At 43.0% G+C, this 19,423-nt stretch carries 22 protein-coding genes and 1 pseudogene; 15 read left to right on the plus strand and 8 right to left on the minus strand.

Translation table 11 applies throughout. The features are described 5' to 3' along the window. Window positions 1-871: 871 nt before the first annotated feature. The 3 genes from EXT47_RS21840 to EXT47_RS21850 are packed head-to-tail and all read right to left on the minus strand — an operon-like array spanning window position 872 to window position 2,391. Window positions 872-1,234, minus strand: a complete 363-nt coding sequence (locus EXT47_RS21840) for a cupin domain-containing protein (protein ID WP_039496341.1) — start codon at window positions 1,232-1,234, stop codon at window positions 872-874. 8 nt (window positions 1,235-1,242) lie between these two features. Then, on the minus strand, window positions 1,243-1,785 hold the full coding sequence (locus EXT47_RS21845) for a peroxiredoxin-like family protein (protein ID WP_017217775.1): 543 nt from the start codon (window positions 1,783-1,785) through the stop codon (window positions 1,243-1,245). 9 nt (window positions 1,786-1,794) lie between these two features. Continuing rightward, complete coding sequence (locus EXT47_RS21850; protein WP_017217774.1) at window positions 1,795-2,391, minus strand: NAD(P)H-dependent oxidoreductase; 597 nt, start codon at window positions 2,389-2,391, stop codon at window positions 1,795-1,797. 143 nt (window positions 2,392-2,534) lie between these two features. Here EXT47_RS21850 and EXT47_RS21855 point away from each other — a divergent pair, with 143 nt between their 5' ends. The 3 genes and pseudogenes from EXT47_RS21855 to EXT47_RS21865 all read left to right on the plus strand — a co-directional run bounded on the left by EXT47_RS21855 (window position 2,535) and on the right by EXT47_RS21865 (window position 4,573). Continuing rightward, window positions 2,535-2,891 (plus strand): helix-turn-helix domain-containing protein, encoded by a 357-nt coding sequence (locus tag EXT47_RS21855; protein ID WP_017217773.1) that lies wholly within the window; start codon window positions 2,535-2,537, stop codon window positions 2,889-2,891. 11 nt (window positions 2,892-2,902) lie between these two features. Beyond that, a pseudogene (locus EXT47_RS24115) lies at window positions 2,903-3,052 on the plus strand (DUF479 domain-containing protein); the annotation flags it as partial. A gap of 627 nt (window positions 3,053-3,679) precedes the next feature. Continuing rightward, on the plus strand, window positions 3,680-4,573 hold the full coding sequence (locus EXT47_RS21865) for a S9 family peptidase (protein ID WP_039496346.1): 894 nt from the start codon (window positions 3,680-3,682) through the stop codon (window positions 4,571-4,573). Window positions 4,574-4,784: 211 nt separating this feature from the next. Here EXT47_RS21865 and EXT47_RS21870 read toward each other — a convergent pair whose 3' ends face one another. The 5 genes from EXT47_RS21870 to EXT47_RS21890 all read right to left on the minus strand — a co-directional run bounded on the left by EXT47_RS21870 (window position 4,785) and on the right by EXT47_RS21890 (window position 8,774). Next, a complete protein-coding gene (locus EXT47_RS21870) occupies window positions 4,785-5,096 on the minus strand; it encodes a cupin domain-containing protein (protein WP_039496348.1) in 312 nt (103 codons plus the stop codon). Window positions 5,097-5,400: 304 nt separating this feature from the next. Beyond that, window positions 5,401-6,183, minus strand: coding sequence for a hypothetical protein (locus EXT47_RS21875; protein WP_039496350.1), 783 nt, complete (start codon window positions 6,181-6,183; stop codon window positions 5,401-5,403). Between the two features lie 275 nt (window positions 6,184-6,458). Then, entirely contained in the window at window positions 6,459-6,827 is a 369-nt protein-coding gene (locus tag EXT47_RS21880; protein WP_130127582.1) for a VOC family protein, read from the minus strand. A 138-nt stretch (window positions 6,828-6,965) separates the two neighbouring features. Further along, window positions 6,966-7,778, minus strand: a complete 813-nt coding sequence (locus EXT47_RS21885) for a response regulator transcription factor (protein WP_130127583.1) — start codon at window positions 7,776-7,778, stop codon at window positions 6,966-6,968. A 120-nt stretch (window positions 7,779-7,898) separates the two neighbouring features. After that, the gene (locus tag EXT47_RS21890; protein WP_240701651.1) at window positions 7,899-8,774 is read right to left on the minus strand and encodes a trypsin-like serine protease; all 876 of its coding nucleotides are present in this window, start codon (window positions 8,772-8,774) and stop codon (window positions 7,899-7,901) included. 400 nt (window positions 8,775-9,174) lie between these two features. Here EXT47_RS21890 and EXT47_RS21895 point away from each other — a divergent pair, with 400 nt between their 5' ends. The 12 genes from EXT47_RS21895 to EXT47_RS21950 all read left to right on the plus strand — a co-directional run bounded on the left by EXT47_RS21895 (window position 9,175) and on the right by EXT47_RS21950 (window position 19,416). Beyond that, window positions 9,175-9,669, plus strand: coding sequence for a hypothetical protein (locus EXT47_RS21895; protein WP_039496361.1), 495 nt, complete (start codon window positions 9,175-9,177; stop codon window positions 9,667-9,669). A gap of 216 nt (window positions 9,670-9,885) precedes the next feature. Continuing rightward, window positions 9,886-11,304, plus strand: coding sequence for an MFS transporter (locus tag EXT47_RS21900; protein WP_039496362.1), 1,419 nt, complete (start codon window positions 9,886-9,888; stop codon window positions 11,302-11,304). 110 nt (window positions 11,305-11,414) lie between these two features. Next, on the plus strand, window positions 11,415-12,053 hold the full coding sequence (locus EXT47_RS21905) for a thermostable hemolysin (protein ID WP_039496364.1): 639 nt from the start codon (window positions 11,415-11,417) through the stop codon (window positions 12,051-12,053). Next, window positions 12,046-13,521: an AMP-binding protein gene (locus EXT47_RS21910; protein WP_039496366.1), complete on the plus strand. Its 1,476-nt coding sequence runs from the start codon at window positions 12,046-12,048 to the stop codon at window positions 13,519-13,521. Before EXT47_RS21905 ends, EXT47_RS21910 begins: the two co-directional genes overlap by 8 nt. A gap of 13 nt (window positions 13,522-13,534) precedes the next feature. Continuing rightward, complete coding sequence (locus tag EXT47_RS21915; protein WP_039496368.1) at window positions 13,535-14,218, plus strand: TenA family transcriptional regulator; 684 nt, start codon at window positions 13,535-13,537, stop codon at window positions 14,216-14,218. Continuing rightward, entirely contained in the window at window positions 14,218-15,009 is a 792-nt protein-coding gene (locus EXT47_RS21920) for an SDR family oxidoreductase (protein ID WP_130127584.1), read from the plus strand. Before EXT47_RS21915 ends, EXT47_RS21920 begins: the two co-directional genes overlap by 1 nt. Further along, window positions 15,006-15,662, plus strand: coding sequence for a hypothetical protein (locus EXT47_RS21925; protein ID WP_039496371.1), 657 nt, complete (start codon window positions 15,006-15,008; stop codon window positions 15,660-15,662). The genes EXT47_RS21920 and EXT47_RS21925 overlap by 4 nt, the downstream gene beginning before the upstream one ends. Further along, on the plus strand, window positions 15,659-16,321 hold the full coding sequence (locus EXT47_RS21930; RefSeq protein ID WP_039496373.1) for a response regulator: 663 nt from the start codon (window positions 15,659-15,661) through the stop codon (window positions 16,319-16,321). The genes EXT47_RS21925 and EXT47_RS21930 overlap by 4 nt, the downstream gene beginning before the upstream one ends. Next, window positions 16,321-17,652, plus strand: a complete 1,332-nt coding sequence (locus EXT47_RS21935; RefSeq protein WP_130127585.1) for an ATP-binding protein — start codon at window positions 16,321-16,323, stop codon at window positions 17,650-17,652. The genes EXT47_RS21930 and EXT47_RS21935 overlap by 1 nt, the downstream gene beginning before the upstream one ends. Then, entirely contained in the window at window positions 17,639-17,998 is a 360-nt protein-coding gene (locus EXT47_RS21940; RefSeq protein WP_039496375.1) for a cupredoxin domain-containing protein, read from the plus strand. Before EXT47_RS21935 ends, EXT47_RS21940 begins: the two co-directional genes overlap by 14 nt. Then, a complete protein-coding gene (locus tag EXT47_RS21945; RefSeq protein WP_017217753.1) occupies window positions 17,988-18,719 on the plus strand; it encodes a hypothetical protein in 732 nt (243 codons plus the stop codon). Before EXT47_RS21940 ends, EXT47_RS21945 begins: the two co-directional genes overlap by 11 nt. Then, complete coding sequence (locus tag EXT47_RS21950; RefSeq protein WP_039496377.1) at window positions 18,709-19,416, plus strand: hypothetical protein; 708 nt, start codon at window positions 18,709-18,711, stop codon at window positions 19,414-19,416. Before EXT47_RS21945 ends, EXT47_RS21950 begins: the two co-directional genes overlap by 11 nt. Window positions 19,417-19,423 lie beyond the last annotated feature (7 nt).

Below are 19,423 nucleotides of genomic sequence, written 5' to 3' on the forward strand. Positions count from 1 at the left end.
TTTCTGGTGTGGTTAAGGGGGGATTAGTTTTGGCTGCGAGTTCTAGTTTTTCTCTCAAAAGCAGCAAATTTGCCTGCAAGTACCAAAAAAGCTCTCAGCACCGTTTGCCTCCCTCATCACACCCGAAAGTAAATTGCCAATGAGTCATTTCAACGCATGGATGCGTGAAAAGCTGTGACAGGGACAGGGATGTCCCTTACACAGCGGTGACGTTCATATTGGCGATTTGCTTGAGGAGTCAGTGTGATGTTGGGAGTGCCCTTTCTTTTGCATACTTGTTCTTTGGGCATCAAAGAAAAGTATGTCGTAGCCCATGGATGGGCGTCGAAACCTGTCAGGAGGACATATTAGCCTTACCCTCCTTGGCTAATATCAAAGCGCATCCATGCGCTCCTCGTTCATTCTTTTGAAACGACGAAAAAGAACGAACCAAGAAAACGTCGCCCCAGCATCACACTTAATCCTCAAACCCTAAGCCGATATAGTGCAACCGTCTTGTATGGCACGTCCGTGTGCCAGACAAGACTTAGCCGACATCCTGTCGGCACATTGCATATCAGCTTATGCTTTTCGGGTGTGATGGAGGGGGAATAAGTTGCTTGTGAGATTTTCTACGCTTTTTACGATGAAGCTGTTTGCAAAGGTTACAAAAACTATCAGCATAGCCTCCTAATTAGCAGTGCGGATAGCTTTGTGGGAGATGTATGGACTCCTCCCCCTTATCGGGAGCAAGAGAAAATAAGTGACCCCCATCACTATAGTAATTAGTGGTGGGTGTCAGCGATTTGCTTTTAAGCTACCATAGTCAATTACACGCTAAGACAAAGCACATCAGAAACGATATCAATGTTGATTTGTGTCTTTGACATGATTATTTCTTCTCCACGATAATTGCGGTGATTGTTGTGTCACCAACATTTTTAACTTGATGTTCCCATTGGTCATGCCACATCACGTAGCCATCCGGGATCTCCAAGGTCATGTCTTTTTCACTCGTTGTTATCGTCGCCTTGCCACCTTTTTCGAAGTAAACAGTCTCAGCATTGTGTTTATGCCAGTTATCCTGTTCCCCTGGTTTGAGTGTCATTTTAAGTACGGTAACCTCTTCGTTCTCTAGCAGTAGTTGATATTGGTTTGGAGATGCAATGTGTGCAGCCTCGACCTTCGTGTCTTGTGCAAACGCATTTCCAAACAATAGGACTGAAGTAACAGCTGTAAATACAACCTTTTTCATAGGAATTCCTATTTATGCATACCACGAATAGGGTAGTTGTTTGCAGGATTTCGTATCCAACCTAAGCCACTAATCAATGACTGAAGTTCAGGTCTTACAAACGGGTTGTTTGAAATATCTACTACGTGAACTTTTCCTTCATTATTGACAACAAATAGCCCCGGCTCAGCAAATGGATGATCAGTTTCTTCAGGCGATCTTGGATCTGATATAAACAACCCAAGTTCTTGCATTTGTTCAACAGTAAGACCGTATGCGATAGGGAAAGTCACATTAAGTCTTTCCATATGACTTTCGAGTTGTTCTTTACTGTCACCAGAAACGGCTATCAAATCTACGCCTGTTTGAGCGAGTTGGTCTTTCGCACTTTCTAACTGGTTTAAGTAGCGAGTACAAAGTGGGCAATGCTGCCCTCGGTAAACAACAACCATCTTCCAATCCAAACCATTTTCAGGCGTAGACAACTTTTTAATATCACCATTTAGAAGTTTGGTTTCAATTGCAGGAAAGTCTGAACCTGCATGAAGCTTATTGGTATAATCAATGCTCATGACTGTTCCTTAAAAATGCTTGTTAATGTGCGTTTCGAAACGTTTGAAGTCGTTTTCAACATCTGCGTTTTTCATCACATCAAAGCACGCAAATGTTTCCATTGGCTTCATTCCAAAGAACTTGAAGTTCATGTGCATAGGGAACATTAAATCGTCGATTGATTTCCCATCGAAGAATTCTTCTGGATCATTAAAGGCTTCTTCCGGCGCATTAAAGGTGAGAGACATCATGTATTTGGTGTTGGTTAACGTGCCGCCCTTACCATAGTTTTTCTTTGGTGATTCTGCTGTGCGACCGTCGCCAACACATAAAGCTCCTCCCATGCCTGCTGTGTATACTTCATCCATATACTTTTTGAATGACCAAGACACGCCCATCCAATTGCTTGGTGTTTGCAAAAATACAATGTCTGCCCATTGATGAAGTGCTAATTGCTCCTCCACATCGTACCCGTCACTCATTGTTACTACGCGCGTGTTATAACCTTTATCTTCCAGCATGGTTATTGCCTTATCAATCAAGGCTGCATTTAGCTTACCTTCAGAGAATGGGTAATATTGGTGGGCATTAATAATTAATACGTTTTTAAGATCAGTAGTGCTCATAAAACAACTCCAAACTAAATTTCAGCAAAAATAAGTAAGAGAGACACTCTCCTACTCAATCAATGTGTGGTATATTTTAGTAACCTGATTTAAGTTATCAATTAGTATACTTTTAGTAACCTAGTTGTTTTTTAGGAAAACTGATGGAAAGTGTCGTAAAAACAGACAGTAAAGGTAGAAAAAAAGTTTTAAATGCATGCACTGAACCCTGTGCTATCGAAAAAGGCATGCGTTTAATTGGCGGAAAGTGGAAAGGTTCCATTATTTATCACCTTAAAGATGAACCTGTAAGGTTTAATGACTTAACCCGTATGCTTGGCGGTGCCAGCAAAAAAATGGTCGACCAACGCCTAAAGGAACTAGAAAGTGAAGGGATGGTTCGTAGAAAAGTGATAAGTGACAGACCTGTCGCTGTAACTTATGAATTAACCGATTTTGGCAAAACCGCACTGAGTATTTTAGATGAACTCAGGATCTGGTCAGAGTCCCATCAAATTTAACAGTAGCTACTTTGAATTATTTAGCACAGCCCAATGCAGATTCTTATTTTGGAAATCTGCTTGGCGATTTTGGCGGAACAAGGCATGTAAAAAACTTGCCACTCACAGTGAAAAAGGCATTGGATAATCATTATCTAGTCGATAAATTTATAGATAACCATACAAAAATAACTGACACCCATCACAATTAGCAAGCGGCGATTGCCGAGTGTTTCTACTTGGCGATATCCACGACACCCGCTGTTTAACAGATAACTTCGTTTAATATCGTCTAACCAGTTGTGACTTTAAAGAAGAGAAACGCTCAGGACGGATGATCCAGTATTTGAGTGAGGTGTAGTGGTTTGCAAAAATTCAAGGCGATAGTGGGTTTAATTGTCGTCGCTGACATCTAATCATGCCGTTTTGAAGGGAGTTATGGCTGCTAAGAGCGAATTTGAGACTGTCGGCGCTCTTCTTGGGAGAGTCTTCGATGCTGCATAGCAGGTGTTCAACTAACTCATTTATGCTACAAAATCCGTTAACATAAATGAACTAAGGGTCAGATTTGAGCAATGAACAGGCATTCAAAATATCCCTTCGTGTAGTTCATTTAGGCATGGGCTTACATTTTCAAAAAACGACCAATTTCACACGGGTTTTCAATAGGTGGTCAATATGACTAATTAGTGGTTCTATTGAGTAATCTAGTCGAAAGTGAGAATGTTAACATTATGAAATTATTGGTTTTTATGTTGGCGCAAACCTTGCTGTCTCAAGGTTTCTTTAATTTCATTATGGATTAAAAAATGAGAAACCTCGGATATTTTTTGTTTTTACTAATTTTTGCGTCAGGTTGTACTACAAACAATAGAGACCAAAGTCACACTTTCAACGAAGAAAAACACCAATCAAATGACGTTACTATTGTAGAAGAGGTCGTTTTTGAAAGCGAAGGTGTAAAATTATCAGGGAGCATGTATATACCTAAAGATGCACGAGCAGCAGTAGTACTAGTGCACGGCTCTGATCCAGTCCCACGAATGACTAAGTTAGCACAGTCACTGGCTAAGAGAGACTTACTAGTTTTGACGTACGACAAGCGTGGGGTTGGTGAATCTGGTGGCGTTTACGTAGGGCCTCAGGTGGGAACCAATAATATAAGTGTTGATAATTTAACTTTGCTTGCGAAAGATGCAAGTGCTGCGGTAGATGTGGTTCATGGCTATGACAAAGAGTTATCGATTGGACTTATTGGTGCGAGTCAGGCTGGCTGGATTATTCCAATTGCCGCACTCAATAATCAATCAGTAGAGTTTATGGTTCTCTTCAGTAGCCCTACAATCACAACTCTGGAACAACTTAGATTTCAGTTTTATACAAATGGTAGAGAAGACTTTTGGAAAACTCATACTGATGAAGAATCGCGTGAACATACGTTAAATGATCCTGACAGATATGATTTTAAAGCAACGGACCCGAAAATTTCTTTGAATTCTTTATCGATACCTGGGCTCTGGCTCTTCGGAGAGCAGGACATACAGGTCCCAGTCAAAATGTGTATCGAGCAACTGAATAGGATGAAAGCTAAAGGCAAGCCTTTTGAATATGTATTATTTCCATCGCTAGGCCACAATACTAATAAAGCAGAGCCTCTAGATATTGCGATACAATGGATAAAGCAAAATAATTTTTCCCACTAATTCGCAATTGTTGTTTTGCTGATGTTGATCAAATAGAAGAGCGTAGTTAACTAATGGCTCAAATGTGACGAAGCGGCTATGCCGAGCGTCACTGAGCTCTCTTGCTGCTAGGTCGACTTTATGAGCACCCTAAATGAATCTCCGCTTCTGACAGTTCAAGTTTAGACTTGTCCAGTTTAACGGATATCGGTGTTTAACACCGATCCTAACCCTATACGCTACCTTCTGATTCTATGACCAAAATTCTCGCTTCGCCACGAGGATGGGCAACATGCTCAGTGCCAATTGAAGCATAAAAAATATCACCAGTTTGCAACAGGGCTGATTGCTCAACGCCATTCTCTTTGTAAAACATGTCAACCTCGCCGTCTAACACGACAAAGACTTCTTCACCGTCATTAACATGCCACTTATAAGGCTGATCAGTCCAATGCAAGCGGGTTGTAATACCATTCATATTGGCGATGTCTTTTGCGCCCCAAGCGCGTTGAGCTGTGAATGTTTTGCTTCTAATTATTTCCATGATGCTTCTTATTTTTGAATTGCTAATATTCTCAAATTTTTGCGTTTATAGGCTTTGTTGCGTTTGATGAATAGACGGTTACGTAAGGTAGTGCTCAAAAAATCAAGAGCAGTATATTGCTTGGTGCTTTATACAATGTCCAGTTAAAGGGCTCACAAACTATAAAGTTATTTTATCCAGCATAAGCGCAAATAGTGTTGGACGTTACTGTGATCATTCAACTGAGCGATCGTTTTATCCTCTTTCTCATTGGCTAATGCCACTTTGGCTTTAAATTTAGGTGAGTGGTTTCTACACTTTCATGTCATGGGCATACAAAAGCACTAATGTACCACCTTGTTTTTTGGCTAGTTAGTTGCTGCTTGAACACTGCAGGATAACCTTTTTCTAATAGAACATTTTCGGCCAGTGTTTCTAAAGCATTAGCTTGGACTATTTCATTTTCACTACGTCTAATTGCATAACCTGAGATTTTGTATCCCGATCGAGCATTTACGGACGAAAATAGCTCTCTAACTCTGACTCTGCCTTTTGCTCCTTCCATCTCAAGTTGTTGCTTTATAAACTCTGCTTGTTCTTTAGCGCTAGCTCCAGATGTCGTACACCAAAAGATATCATAATCCCAATCTTCCCAATCAAAAGTAGGTTTAACGCTTCTGTCTGTTCTTAAATTACTATCTTCTTCTATTTGAAATTCTTTCTCTTTTGCAATTATTTTTGCAGTTTCTTGCTTGATCATTGGTGTCCCGCCTGCTTCTAAAACGCCTAACAAGCGGCTTCTTAATTCACCATCCACCATAACTAAAACAAACTGCTTCGCTACTTCCTGCTTTCGCTCGTTTTTTTCTTCTAAAGATAGCTGAACGAGATCATAAATTTTGAAATTAAATTCTCGTTCGGCATTTATCCTCTCACGCTCATCGCGCGCCTCTTTAATTGCAATATCTACGGCAGCAACCTGCTCCTTTAACTCTCGATCTAAATTTGAGACCGAAAAATTTAAAATAGCTACCATCGCAGCTATTGTGACCGTAATAAGAGGTATAAAAACGTTTTGTAAAAATGCACTAAAAGGTTTCCAATTCACCTTTAAATCCTCCAAAAATCCCGTGTTCCTATAGTGGGTTCTTGTTTGCGTCCTTTCGAATATCCAATCCTGACGGTACTCTTATTGGCACTTGAATACACTGAGTCAATTAGTTGAGTCAAGGTTATGCTTGTTGTCGGTTGCTTCGACCAAACACCGTAAAGCAAATATAGCCACTCTTTCGTAGTTCCGCTGTCATTCGGTGCCGACGATACTTAATTTATTCGCTTTCGGTCGTAGCAGTCTGGTTGTGCACAGCGAAAATATCACCGAATTCACTTTGGTGAGTGCAGGCCCAAGCGATTGCCTTCTGTATCTAAAAATAACGCGAAAAAACCGCTTTCGTCTGCATGTGGGGTTTTGGGGGTCAGTATTTTCCCACCGCTTTCTTCTACTTTTGATAGCACTTGCTGTAAGTCTTCACCCGCGTTTAAATACAGAGTGACGCCAGTGCTGGAAGGAGTGCAACCTTCACCTTGAACAATCACACCTACGGTAGATTGCCCTTCGTACGGGAAGAGTGCCATTGTCATTTCAAACATATCTATGGTTTCCATGGAGACCGCAAAAATACGGCTGTAGAACTTTACGGCGCGGGTTAAGTCGGTTGCTGGAATTTCAAAAATTGATGCAAAGCTGTGCATGTTATCGTCCTTATTTTATTGTGTGTCGGCTAGTTATTGGTGACTAGGTTGGTGTTTACTGGGCTCGTTTAAGGCTCAACGAGTTCAACTTTAAGATAGTGTGGGGAGACAACAATTAATTGTAAAAAAGCGACAGGACTATTTATAGAAAAGCCGTGAAAGCGTCATGCCTTCGTCATCGAGAAACGCTCGCGGGTTTACCCCTGTGAGTGCTTTAAAGTCCTTGATAAAGTGAGACTGATCATAATAATTGCTTTTGTACGCGATGTTGGTGAGATTGTCTTCACGATTTATGAGGAGTGTTAAAGCGCTTTGCAAGCGTACAAGTTTACTTAAATGTTTTGGACTAATACCGACAAGGTCTAAAAACTTCCGCTCTAGTTGGCGCCTTTTGTTGGGATTTGATTTGGTGATTGCATTAACCGATATATCGCCATTTTGTGCAAAAATAATATCTACCGTTGTTTTTACAATGTGCTCAATTGTCTGCGGGTCGCTGAGCTTGTAAAGGAAAAAGGCCTCTAAAATCTCAATCCTTTGGCTTGTGTTTCGCGCTTGGATGATATCACTTTCAAGCTTTGTGGCCTCATCTGGCTTAAATAGCTCGTAAATCGATGTTTCTTGATTTTTTAAGCTCTTTATCGGTTTCGAAATAAAGTGGGAAAAGGCATAAGGAAAAAAACTGGCTGCAAAGGTGTGAACATATCCGATTGGTTGAATATAAAAAGGCGAAACGGTTTGTCCAAGTACCATTGCGCGCGGTTGCAGTATGTATTCATGTTCTGATGTATAGCGCTTAATATCGTCGCCCAATATAAAGGCCAGCTCAATGCAGCCGTCGGGGACAATACGTTGCTTTGCGGCATTTTTATCTGCTGTAATTTCCAATGTCCAAAAGCAATTGATAAATGAGGATAAATTTTCACTAGGTAACAATTTTTTGTAATCCATAAAACCTCCGCATCTAGCTAGGAACGGTTGAAATTTACAGCAAATAAAAACTAGCCTAGATTAGACGCGGGTTAATTTAGCAACCGCCTTATGGTTTGCTTTTTAGACGCGCTTTACCTGCTACTGGCCTTTATTGATATGCTTATTTATCCAATCTTGGTAATAAGATACACGCGTTAATACTGCGGTTGAACCGTATTTTCCTAAAGTATAATTTTCCAAATCGCCTTCAATTTCTCTCCATGCAGCTAATCCAACCAATACCGGAGTTGAGCCTTGATAAATGATTGCTGCGCCGCCGCTATCTCCTGAGCCTATAGTGCCTTCTAACGGTAGCGCATCGGCTCCTTGTTCGAAGGTAAATCTGAGCCAGTGTGCTTTTGCTTCTGTGATCACGTTGTTGTAAACATGCATTTGATAGTCGTCTTGAGTGAATGCCCAATCTGAGAAAAATTTGGTGACTTGATACCATGCATAGGTCGTTAGGCTTGGTCCCTCAGAGTCGTGCTCTTCACCCGTTATCCCCGTTCCGATAGCGCCGCGACCAAATCCAGTTATTTCCATGCCTAACTCTTCATTTCCTTCATATATAGCGATGGGTTGAATGTGTGTTATTGGCTTGCTTAAGCGAATTAATGCAATGTCTTTGGCGTTATTTAGCTGTTCCATAAGTGGTGCCGGGTCGCCTTCACTCCAATCACCTTCTACCTTTTTGTAATCCGGATGAATAATGATTTGTGCAATTTGATTTTCAACACCATGCACCATGATTGGTTTGTCTTGGTAGTCATACATAAACGTATAAATGACGTGAGCTGGTGCCAACAACCAATGCTTATCGATTAACACCGAACCGCCTTGGAATGGCATATCAACATAAAACTGCGGGATGCTGTTAACCTTATACAAGTCAGGGTCAACATCATGCCTTTTGACAACCGCATAGTTCTGAAAAGAGGCAAACATGAGCAAAAAAATGGCAAGGTATTTCATCATTATTCCTTATTTATTATATTGTTATTATTTCCAAAGTGGCCAATAAATCATCATACTGAAACTTTCTTTTCAATGCATCAATAAATGTACCTATTTTCATACGGCACTCCCTCTCAAAAATATCTGCATGCTCACCAGATTAAAAGAAATAAAAACAAATGGTTATTGTCATGCTATGACGCCAAAAATATTGCAAGTTAGCTGGGAAACATGATTGATAAGAAATTTGACTGGTGCAATCAAGTTTGTGAGGTAACAGCATTAAGGTAAAGTTAATTTATGTGCTCTAGGCTAGGCTATTTGCCGTTTATGCAATCAAAAGCGAGTTGCTTGCAAGGAGATCTCTGAAAGCTAAACTGCTTTACGGCAATCACATAAAATAAATTGAAAGGAACAACGCATGATAAGGATGATATTTGCAACTTTTCTATTGCTTTGGGGCACGCAGGTTAGCGCTCAAGAGCTTATCTTATCGAAGGTCGTCAAGTTAAAGGTTGACTCACCTATCACTATTTCGCATGTGTCTGAAACGTTAGTGTTGGCGTTTAAAGACAGTAAATTGCTTCACGAAACGTTAGATCCGAAAAGATTTATACCTGCTGTTGATTTATCTGGGCATGAACATCAATTTGTACGGAGTTTGTTTGAGGTCGATTCAAGAATGAAATTGCCAGCTTGGCTCCAGATACTTTCAGAAGAGGTCGCAAGCACCTATCAAATACAGAATGTCCAACAAAAATCTATTCAAGAAATTACGATATTTAGTAGTTACAACAAAGAGGAAACACACGGGATAGTGTTTATTCTTGAAGCGCAAGTAATTAATAAAATAGAGGTTTTTGGACAACAATCACAGTTTCAAAATGTGATAAATAACATAGCGACAAGGTTTTAGGGAGCTAATAATCAAAGTGCTGTGGCGGAGAGCCAATCACTGCTGCTCAGCACGTTAAGTTACAGGCTTTCGATTCGCTAAAACTATCTAAGGCTTTGCTGCTAATCCAGTTAAGCCAATCAAGCTTCAAACCCAACCACGCTCTTGACCTCAAGTTCACTTGAAGTAGTACAGTCACCACTTATTAGCATGGCGCAATGGTAGGAGTGGTAACGCATGTTAGAAGATACAGTAAATACAGAGGATAAAACTGCTCTGGGAGCCGGACAAAAGCGAGTGTTATTCAGCTTGGCTGTGGTACTCATTTTGCCAACGCTTGGCATGAGTAGTATCAATGTCTTGTTGCCAACACTTGCTGAGGAGTTTGGCGTGGGGCAGGCATTGGTGAATTGGGTCGTTGTGGCATATTTGCTTTCGCTTACCGCGTTTATTCTTGGTGCTGGCGCTGTTGGAGATAGCGTTGGCCGAAAAAGGGCACTTCGCATTGGGATCAGCGTCTTTTGTGTGGGCTCCATTGTCGCTGGGCTGAGCGTAAATCTTTGGATGTTGATTGCTGCTAGGCTGTTCCAAGGCATTGGCGCTGCGCTGTTATTATCTCAAGTATTTGCACTGGCAAGCGTTGCGATGCCAAAGCGTAAAGTTGGACTTGCAATGGGGCTACTCGGTACTACCGCAGCGATTGGCACGGCACTGGGGCCATTGCTAAGTGGCGCAATGCTAGAGTGGTTATCATGGCAGTTCACTTTTTGGTTGATGATATTGCTTGGAGGTGCAGCTTACTTTTTAATAGCAAGATTTCTGCCTGATGATGTCGCAAGTCCACCTGAGCTACAGCGTTTTGATGTTATTGGAAGTGCGTGGCTGTCGGCGTCATGCCTATTTTATGTGTTGGCTATGCCATCGAGTAGTTCGTTTAGTCTTGTCTTGCATAGCGTATTTTTCTTATTTTCAGTGGCTTTTATCTACTGTTTTGTACAAAGCCAAAAGCGTGCTCAGTTTCCACTTGTGAGTTTGGCTTTTCTGAAACACAAGTTACGCAATACCTCATTAATCGTGAGCTTTATAGTTGACGCCATCGCAATGTCGACATTAGTTGTCGGGCCTTTTTATCTCACTTATGCGTTAGGGCTAAGCCCGGTCACGGTTGGTCTTATTGTGTCTATTGGACCTTGTATTGCTGCTGTCGCTGGTTATCCGTCAGGCGAGGTGGTTGATCATTTTGGTATCGCGTTTGCCATGTTTTTGGGCTTGCTGATGATCCTCATTGGGACAATTAGCTTTGCAATCCTACCTTCATTATTTGGACTTTATGGCTATGTTGTCGCGTTATTTGTGTTAACTCCCGGAAGGCAGTTGTTTCTAGCGGCTCACCATACCTTTGTGATGACGACAGTAGCCGAAAAAGAAAAGGGCATGGGGTCAGGGCTCATTAATTTATGTAAAAACTTAGGGCTAATGACCGGAGCCTCATTACTTGGTGGTGTATTTAGTGTGTTGTTGCAGGTAAAGAGTGCGGCCTTGGCAAGCTCCGCACAACTTAATATGGCATTTTCACTGACTTTCTTACTCGCTGCACTGTTTATTTTGGTATCGCTCGTTGCCTTATTTGTGATTAGCCGAAAGCAAGCGTTTTAAAAGTAGAATGCGTATCTCGAAAAATTTTTTCGTCCTTTTTTCAAACTTAAGGTTTTCTTAATTTTCGCTTTTTAAAGTTTTTACATCAGAACAGGAAAGGTGTGAAAACGATGGGCGAAGCACTACAAGCAACAAACTCACAAAGTCGTCTTAGATGGGCAAACAAGACTTGCGGCGCGCGTGCTGAATTGGAGCACGCTATCCACAGTGGTTTTGCCCATGCTTTTGGCGCTGACATTCATGAGTATTATCCCCTTTTAAGCCATTTAAACTACCGTCAAAGCGATTGCTTTTTAGGTCTTAGATTTGCAGCCAAAGACGCATTATTTGTGGAGCAGTATCTTAATCGTCCGGTAGAGCTGTGTCTCTCAACGGTTTCAGAGCGTAATCATATCGCAGAACTTGGCAATTTGTTCTCAACAGGCCGAATGGCAACGTTAAGCCACTTTATTGTACTGACTCAAGCACTGCTTGAGAGTGACATCCGCTACTTGGTGTTTACGGCAACCAAACAAGTGCGTGCATTGATGAAGTTATGCCAAGTCGAGGTTAACAAGATTTCTTTGGCACACGGCACTATCGCTTCAGCCAAAGATTATGGCAGCTATTACCAATGTGCTCCGATGGTTTGTTCGGTCGATTTACATCAAGCCCAGCAGGTGATCACAAACACTGAAATGTATCAACACTTACTACAAGGACTCGAGGTGGAAATCGCGAGCTTAAAAGAGGCATTTTTATATGTGTGATTTCTTAAAAAAACTGCCACATCAAGACAGTGATGTGATTTTACAACAAGGGCAAACTCGTCTCACTTTTGCTGAGGTAAAGTCTTACACGCAAGCATTGGCAGAGCGCTTTATTGTGATGAGTGGCGAGAGTGTTGCGGTTTCGTTAGACAACTCTATCGCTTGGTTATTGGTAGATTTTGCGCTATTACAAGCGAATAAAGTGTCTATTCCAGTACCTCATTTCTTTACCACAGCACAAGTTGAACACACCCTTGAGCAGTCAAAAGCAAACTGGTTGATCAGCGATACCAAGCTTGAAAATAGCGCTGAATTTTCGGTGTTGGATGTCTATGGTCAAGCAATCTATGTATATCAAACTAGGTGCGAAAGTACGGGAACCTATTTTCCTAAAACGCAAAAGATCACTTATACCTCAGGTTCAACAGGCGCACCAAAAGGCGTATGTCTGTCGGTTGAAAACCAGCTTGTCGTGGCGAGCAGTTTATGCGAAACCATCGCACTTAATCGGCCTAAGCACTTGTGTTTATTACCGCTACCTGTGTTGCTAGAAAACATCGCGGGTGTGTATGCGCCGCTGTTGAGTGGTGGCATGGTTGAGGTAACCGAACTAGCGTCGCTAGGCTTTTCGGGCAGCCAGTTGCTATATCCACAAAAGTTGCTGCAAAAGATAAGTGAAGTACAACCAAATAGCTTAATTTTAGTGCCTGAGCTGCTGCGTTGCCTGCTAAGTGCCACGCAGCAAGGATGGCAACCCCCTGCAAGTTTACGCTTTATTGCAGTCGGTGGCGCGAAAGTTGACACTGAACTGCTACAGCAAGCTAAACAGCTGGGCTTACCTGTGTTTCAAGGGTATGGACTTTCCGAGTCGGGATCTGTTGTTGCACTGAATACTGGTGAGCAAGATGGTAGCGTCGGTAAGTTACTGCCTCATATTCAGGCACGTATTGTGGCAGATGAATTAGAGATCAAAGGGAATAACTTTTTAGGTTACTTGGGCGGCGAAGCGATAGCCCAAGATGCGTGGTTAAAAACTGGCGATAGAGTGTCCAAGCGTGAGCAGCATTTTGTCATTGAAGGCCGGCTAAAAAATCTTCTGATCAATAGCTTTGGACGCAATATTTCTCCCGAGTGGCCGGAGTCCGTTTTGCTTGCCTATGTACCTTTACTGCAATGCGTTGTGGTGGGTGATGGCAAGCCATTTTTAACGGCGCTTATTTATACCCCGACACAACTAACAGCAGCTGTGATTGACAACGCCATTGAGCTTGCCAACCAGCAACTCCCTGATTACGCAAAAATAAAACGTTATGTGCGCGTAGATGAAGCCTTTTCGGTAGGTAACGGCATGCTTACCGCGAACGGTAGACCTAAACGCGACGTGATTTTAGCTAATTTCGCGCAGCAAATTTCAGCGCTTTACTCCCAGAATCAATACGAAGCGGCAGAGCCCGTAGCTTCGGTTTAAAAGGAAAACGACAATGAGCAACTTTTACCAAACCCTACAATCAGAAACGGAACAAGCGCGCCAATATCTACTAAGCGCACCAATTATTCATGATGTTTTTCATGGTCAGATCACCAAAGGCCAATACGTTTCATTTTTACAGCAGGCGTTTCATCACGTAAAGCACACAGTACCACTCCTTATGGCGTGTGGCGCAAGGCTTGATGACAGTAAAGAATGGTTGCGAGAAGCGATAGGGCATTACATCGAAGAAGAAATGGGACACCAAGAGTGGATCCTTAATGATATTGCCGCCTGTGGTGTGGATAAAGAGGTAATACGTCATAGCATGCCAAGCTTCGCAACTGAAATGATGGTGTCTTATGCGTACGACAGTATCGCTCGTAAACATCCATTGAGCTTTTTTGGCATGGTTAATGTGCTTGAGGGCACTTCCATCGCACTTGCCGATGATGCAGCTCGTCAAATTGCGAATAAACTTGGTCTGCCTCGTAGCGCATTTTCCTATTTAACATCTCATGGCGCGTTAGATGTTGAGCATATTGACTTTTTTGCAGGGCTGATGAACAAGATCAGCTGTGAAAAAGAGCAAGCGATCATTATTCACAGCGCTAAACAGTTTTATCGCTTGTACGGCGACATATTCCGCAATATTGAAGCGGTGCCTGCAGGTGTTGAATTTGCGGAGGTAGGTTGATGAAAGCAACAAAACTTGCCGTTATCACTGGGGCATCTCGGGGGATCGGCCGAGCCATTAGTAAACAGTTGGCCATGCATAATTGGCGTTGTTTGCTGATTGGTCGAGACAGCGAAAAATTAAAGCAGGTGATAGCGGGGTTATCCGGAGAACACGATTATCTTGCTTTAGATATCACCGCTGAGGACGCTGCGACACAAATCGCGAGAAAAGCGGCGACTATGGGTGGGGTTGACTTACTCGTCAACAACGCGGGCATTAATACCATGGCTGGGTTTGCTGAAATTTTACCAACTGACTTGAAAAAGCAGATGGAGACGAATTTATTGGCGCCCATGCTAGTTAGTCAAGCCTGTTTACCACAACTGATCTCAAGTCATGGCACCATAGTTAACGTAGGTTCAGCGTTTGGTTCTATCGGCTTTCCATACCAAAGCAGTTATTGCGCAAGCAAGTTCGGTTTGCGTGGTTTTACAGAGGCACTGACGCGGGAACTCGATAACCAAGTAGCGGTTAAATATCTCGCGCCACGCGCAACCACAACTGAAATGAATGACGACCGCGCGACAGCTGTAAACCATGCACTAGGCAATCATATGGACTCGCCAGAGGTCGTCGCACAAGCCTTTATGAAATTGCTCCATAGCAACACCAAACGTGCTGCCATTGGTTTTCCTGAAAGGTTTTTTGCGAGACTTAATGGCTTGTTACCAGAGCTCGTTGATAACGCATTAATCAAAAAAGTGAAAACCATCCAAACCATTTTTTCCACTAAGGAGTCATTACGATGAACGCACTAAAAACCTTGTTAGTTTCAGCAACATTACTGGTATTCAGTCAAGGTGCTTGGGCTGCATTTGACGATGATCTTAGCCAAGTCCAAACTAAATGGGCAATGGTAAATTATGAAACCGAGGGCGATGCCCAAGAAAAAGCATTTGAAGAATTGGTTAAGCATTGCGTGGCATTTGTTGAACAATATCCAGATCGCGCTGAAGCTTACATCTGGCGTGGTATTGTGCAGTCGAGCTTTGCAGGAGCGAAAGGTGGCTTGGGGGCGCTTGGTCTTGCCAAAGATGCGAAAGCCTCATTTGAAAAAGCCATTGAACTTGATAAAAACGCACTGTCTGGTTCTGCATTAACGAGTTTAGGCACGCTCTATGCTCAGGTCCCAGGCTGGCCAATTGGGTTTGGCAGCGATAAAAAGGCGAAAAAGCTGTTCCAAGAATCATTAGCGATCAATCCGGCAGGAATTGATGTAAACTATTTCTATGCACAGTTTTTATATGACGAACGTGATTATAGTGCTGCACTTGCGCACTTGAAAAAAGCGCAGAATGCGCCAAGTCGTCCAGGTAGAGAAAAAGCCGATGAATACCGCCAAGAAGAAGTGGCACAGCTATTGGCGAAAGTCGAAAAAAAGCTAAAAAGAAGGAATAAATGAGGCTATTACTTGTAGAAGACGATGAGCTACTGGCACAGGGGCTCATCGCATCACTCAAAAAAGAAGGGTATGCCATCGAGCACGCGCCGACGCAAAGACAAGCAATCAGTTTTGTTGAATCTGGTGAATTTGAGCTGGTGGTGCTTGACCTAGGTCTACCCGACGGAGACGGTTTAGCGGTACTCAAGGCGTTAAAAAAAACCAAATCGCAAACCGCTGTGCTCATTCTAACGGCAAGAAATAGTCTTGATGATAAGATTGCAGGATTGGATTTAGGGGCTGATGACTATTTAGCTAAGCCGTTTGAGCCTAAAGAACTGTTTGCGCGTTTACGGGTGATTGGTCGACGCTTCACCAAACAAGTGAGCAGCACGTTGAGCTGCAACGATGTCGTGTTAGATCTCGCCAGTCACGAGGTGCTTGTAAGCGGTAGCACTCAAGAATTACCTCGTAAAGAATATATGCTACTCAAGGCGCTGATGGAAAACAGCGGCCGTGTGCTGTCTAAAACTCAGTTAGAATCTAAGCTCTATGATTGGGGAGAAGCTTTAGGCTCTAATGCTATTGAGGTACATATTCACCACCTCCGCAAGAAAATGCCCGATGGATTTATCAAAACGCTGCGTGGCATTGGCTATGTGGTTGGCAAGGGGGCTTAGTGGGCACGAAAAGCTCGCTTGGAGGTGCTTCAATAACGAGAAAGTTGACCCTAATTTTAGTGTCAGCTTTGGTGCTGACTGCATCCATGGCGCTGCTACGGGGTTATCACTCCAGCATGGCGATGGCACAAGCACAATTAGACAGCCATTTAGAGTCCATCGCAACACTCGTTAATACTCAAGTTACTGCGACTACCTTGCCCAGTGGCGCGGGTAACAACGCATTTTACTTTTTAGTGCTTGAACACAATCAAGTTGTTGCGGGTAGTGAGCTACTTGCTAGGTACAAGAACAAGCTTAAATATCATGCTGGGTTTAGCACCCAAAATGTGGGGGCGACTAGACTCAGAACCTTCAGTGAAGCGTTTGGCGAAAGGCAAATACTGGTGGCTGAGCCGGTACAAAAGCGTTTTGCACTTGCTGAAGGCATGATTGTCTCCGCAATGACGCCATTGGTGGTGATTATGCCGTTTCTTGCGGTGTTTATTGCATGGATTATTTATACGGCGTTAAAGCCTTTACGAGATCTTTCTAAAGAGCTTAGACGACGTAACCCCAAAGACTTTACACAGCTGGCAGTGCAAAGCGACAAAGCGGAAGTGGCAATCGTTATCGCGACACTAAATGACCTCTTTCAAAAGGTTGAAGTCGCGTATCTCAAAGAGCGTTATTTTGCTTCCGATGCCGCTCATGAGTTAAAAACGCCGATCGCAAGCTTAAAAATTCATCTTCATAATTTAACGCATGATACTAAGCATCCCAGTGCCACTGCTATGTCAAAAGGGCTTGAGCAGCTAAACCATGTGGTTGAACAAATGCTGACGTTAGCGCGTACAGAGCCAGAACTGTGGCATAAGCAATTTGCGCAGCAAGACTTAGTGGCATTAACTCAAGACTTGATTGCTAACTGTTACCCGAGAATTGAACAAAAATCACAAAATATCAGCTTAGAAGCGTCAGAAGCGACCTTAGAGGGCTGTGAGTTCACATTAACCACATTATTTTCTAATCTAATTGGTAATGCGATTAAATACACGCCAATTGAAGGTGACATAGAAGTAAAAATTCAGCAGCATGCGCTGCGGGTTGTATGGCAAATCGATGATTCGGGTTGTGGTATGTCGGATGCGGAAATAGAACGAATTTTTGACAGATTTTATCGCGTTGGTGGAGATAAACACCCTTCAGGGGAAAAAGGGGCAGGTTTAGGAATGGCGATAGTCAATCATATAATTGCAATTTATCATGCAGATATCTCTTTTGCTCGTAGTCATTTAGGCGGGCTTAGAGTTTGTGTAAATTTACCGAGGGGGCTGGATGCTAAGGACTAAGGTCTCTTCGCTGTCTTTCGCGCTTGGTTTGCCTTTGGCGACCTGTAGTTTCGCCTTGTGGGCGGAAGAAAGTTATACCATTATTCTTAAAAATCATTTATTTACACCAGCACACGTTGAGGTACCTGCAAATCGTAAAGTAAAGCTCATCATCGAAAATCAAGACCCTCAGGTTGAAGAGTTTGACAGTTTTGATCTTAATCGTGAAAAAGTGCTTTTTCCGAACCGTAAAAGTGTGATTTATATCGGCCCGCTAGCACCCGGTGAATATAGTTTTTTTGGTGAATTTTCACCAAATACAGCACAAGGTATCGTTATCGTGAAGGAGCCAAACAATGCTTCTTAATGCGGTGGTGGTGAGCGTGAACCAATTATTACCAGTAACTGTACTTTGGGTACTATTAGCACAATGTACCAATGCTGCTTTACCACTTAAAACGACACTCATCGCGTTGAGTGCGGGGCTAGTCGGCTGTTTTGGCATATGGTTTTTGGGTGGAGAAATAGCCTCGAGTTTTGATTATCGCGGGTTCGAGTTATTGCAAATAGGACTGCTACTCAGTTTATTTTGTTTAATGATTGCAACAAAACGCACCGGACATACGGCACTTGCAGCCTTGGCCTTTGGACTAGCCGTGGTATTGTACTTGCACCATTTGGCAAGCTTTGCGTTCTCTTATTCAAAGCCCGCGGATGGTCAAACCCTCGCCATTGGCACCTCGCTTGGTGTGGGGATCTGTTTGAGCTTTTCTATTCTACTCTTCTTTTTCCTTGATTGGCTGAAGAGTAAGCACTTACCTTGGTTGTTGCTGTTGTTATTGGCTTTACACGGTGCGAGTAAGGTGTCGATTGCATTGGACTTGGCGCTTCAAGTGGACTTAATTAGTGCCGCCAGACTTGAAATAGACTTGCGACAGATTGTGGACGAACACAGTGTTGTTGGTAGAGTGCTAAGAGTATTAGTGGGGTATGAGGCAACACCAAATGCTGCGACGCTTGCAGGGTTTGGAGGCGCGTTGATTACGTTCTTGGGATGTACATATTGGAGAACAGCGCATGCGAAATAATGTTTTACTCGCGCTGCTGGTGAGTTTTTTTTGGATTGTGGCGTTTAGTGCAAAGGCGGATGGTATGGTGGTGGATAAAGTTTATCACCCTTATGTGATGCCGCTTGAGCGAGAGTTGGAATGGCGACTACTATCTCGGCAAACCGAGCAAGGGAACGTGTTGGCACAGCGTTTAGGGCTTGGTTGGAGCCTCACCGAAACGATGACCATCGAAGGTTACGCGATAGGTGAGCGCGACGATGAGGGCAATTTTGACTTGGCTGCTTACGAGTTAGAGTCACGGTGGCAATTTGTAGAGCAAGGGCGCTTCTGGGCGGATATTGGTATGTTGTTTGAGCTTGAAAAACGCCATAAATTCGATGCCTATGAAGCAACCGCAGGGTTTTTATTTGAGAAGGAATTTGGCCGCACGAGCCTTACCATGAATGCATTTTTGGTGAGGGAGTGGGGTAAGGACATTGAGGATGAATGGGAATCTGAGTTTAGAGCGCAACTGCGCTACCGCTTGTATAGTGCTTTTCAGCCCGCAATTGAAGTCTATGTCGGAGAAGACTTTTTTGGTGTTGGCCCAGGGTTTATCGGGCTGCATCGATTCGAAGGTCAAAAACAGCTGAAGTGGGAAGCGGGTTTTATTTCGGAGATCAGCCAATCTGGCAAAGATCATAGCTTTAGACTCGCATTGGAATTTGAGTTTTAAGTGTCGC

It is taken from the genome of Pseudoalteromonas sp. CO342X, from assembly GCF_004208915.1.
Taxonomy (GTDB): domain Bacteria; phylum Pseudomonadota; class Gammaproteobacteria; order Enterobacterales; family Alteromonadaceae; genus Pseudoalteromonas; species Pseudoalteromonas maricaloris.

What these genes read in the sequence shown, in the direction of transcription:
- EXT47_RS21840 (WP_039496341.1), bottom strand. Translation starts at nt 1,234, where the DNA reads ATGAAAAAGGTTGTATTTACAGCTGTTACTTCAGTCCTATTGTTTGGA.
- EXT47_RS21845 (WP_017217775.1), bottom strand. Translation starts at nt 1,785, where the DNA reads ATGAGCATTGATTATACCAATAAGCTTCATGCAGGTTCAGACTTTCCT.
- EXT47_RS21850 (WP_017217774.1), bottom strand. Translation starts at nt 2,391, where the DNA reads ATGAGCACTACTGATCTTAAAAACGTATTAATTATTAATGCCCACCAA.
- EXT47_RS21855 (WP_017217773.1), top strand. Translation starts at nt 2,535, where the DNA reads ATGGAAAGTGTCGTAAAAACAGACAGTAAAGGTAGAAAAAAAGTTTTA.
- EXT47_RS21865 (WP_039496346.1), top strand. Translation starts at nt 3,680, where the DNA reads ATGAGAAACCTCGGATATTTTTTGTTTTTACTAATTTTTGCGTCAGGT.
- EXT47_RS21870 (WP_039496348.1), bottom strand. Translation starts at nt 5,096, where the DNA reads ATGGAAATAATTAGAAGCAAAACATTCACAGCTCAACGCGCTTGGGGC.
- EXT47_RS21880 (WP_130127582.1), bottom strand. Translation starts at nt 6,827, where the DNA reads ATGCACAGCTTTGCATCAATTTTTGAAATTCCAGCAACCGACTTAACC.
- EXT47_RS21885 (WP_130127583.1), bottom strand. Translation starts at nt 7,778, where the DNA reads ATGGATTACAAAAAATTGTTACCTAGTGAAAATTTATCCTCATTTATC.
- EXT47_RS21890 (WP_240701651.1), bottom strand. Translation starts at nt 8,774, where the DNA reads ATGATGAAATACCTTGCCATTTTTTTGCTCATGTTTGCCTCTTTTCAG.
- EXT47_RS21895 (WP_039496361.1), top strand. Translation starts at nt 9,175, where the DNA reads ATGATAAGGATGATATTTGCAACTTTTCTATTGCTTTGGGGCACGCAG.
- EXT47_RS21900 (WP_039496362.1), top strand. Translation starts at nt 9,886, where the DNA reads ATGTTAGAAGATACAGTAAATACAGAGGATAAAACTGCTCTGGGAGCC.
- EXT47_RS21905 (WP_039496364.1), top strand. Translation starts at nt 11,415, where the DNA reads ATGGGCGAAGCACTACAAGCAACAAACTCACAAAGTCGTCTTAGATGG.
- EXT47_RS21910 (WP_039496366.1), top strand. Translation starts at nt 12,046, where the DNA reads ATGTGTGATTTCTTAAAAAAACTGCCACATCAAGACAGTGATGTGATT.
- EXT47_RS21915 (WP_039496368.1), top strand. Translation starts at nt 13,535, where the DNA reads ATGAGCAACTTTTACCAAACCCTACAATCAGAAACGGAACAAGCGCGC.
- EXT47_RS21920 (WP_130127584.1), top strand. Translation starts at nt 14,218, where the DNA reads ATGAAAGCAACAAAACTTGCCGTTATCACTGGGGCATCTCGGGGGATC.
- EXT47_RS21925 (WP_039496371.1), top strand. Translation starts at nt 15,006, where the DNA reads ATGAACGCACTAAAAACCTTGTTAGTTTCAGCAACATTACTGGTATTC.
- EXT47_RS21930 (WP_039496373.1), top strand. Translation starts at nt 15,659, where the DNA reads ATGAGGCTATTACTTGTAGAAGACGATGAGCTACTGGCACAGGGGCTC.
- EXT47_RS21940 (WP_039496375.1), top strand. Translation starts at nt 17,639, where the DNA reads ATGCTAAGGACTAAGGTCTCTTCGCTGTCTTTCGCGCTTGGTTTGCCT.
- EXT47_RS21945 (WP_017217753.1), top strand. Translation starts at nt 17,988, where the DNA reads ATGCTTCTTAATGCGGTGGTGGTGAGCGTGAACCAATTATTACCAGTA.
- EXT47_RS21950 (WP_039496377.1), top strand. Translation starts at nt 18,709, where the DNA reads ATGCGAAATAATGTTTTACTCGCGCTGCTGGTGAGTTTTTTTTGGATT.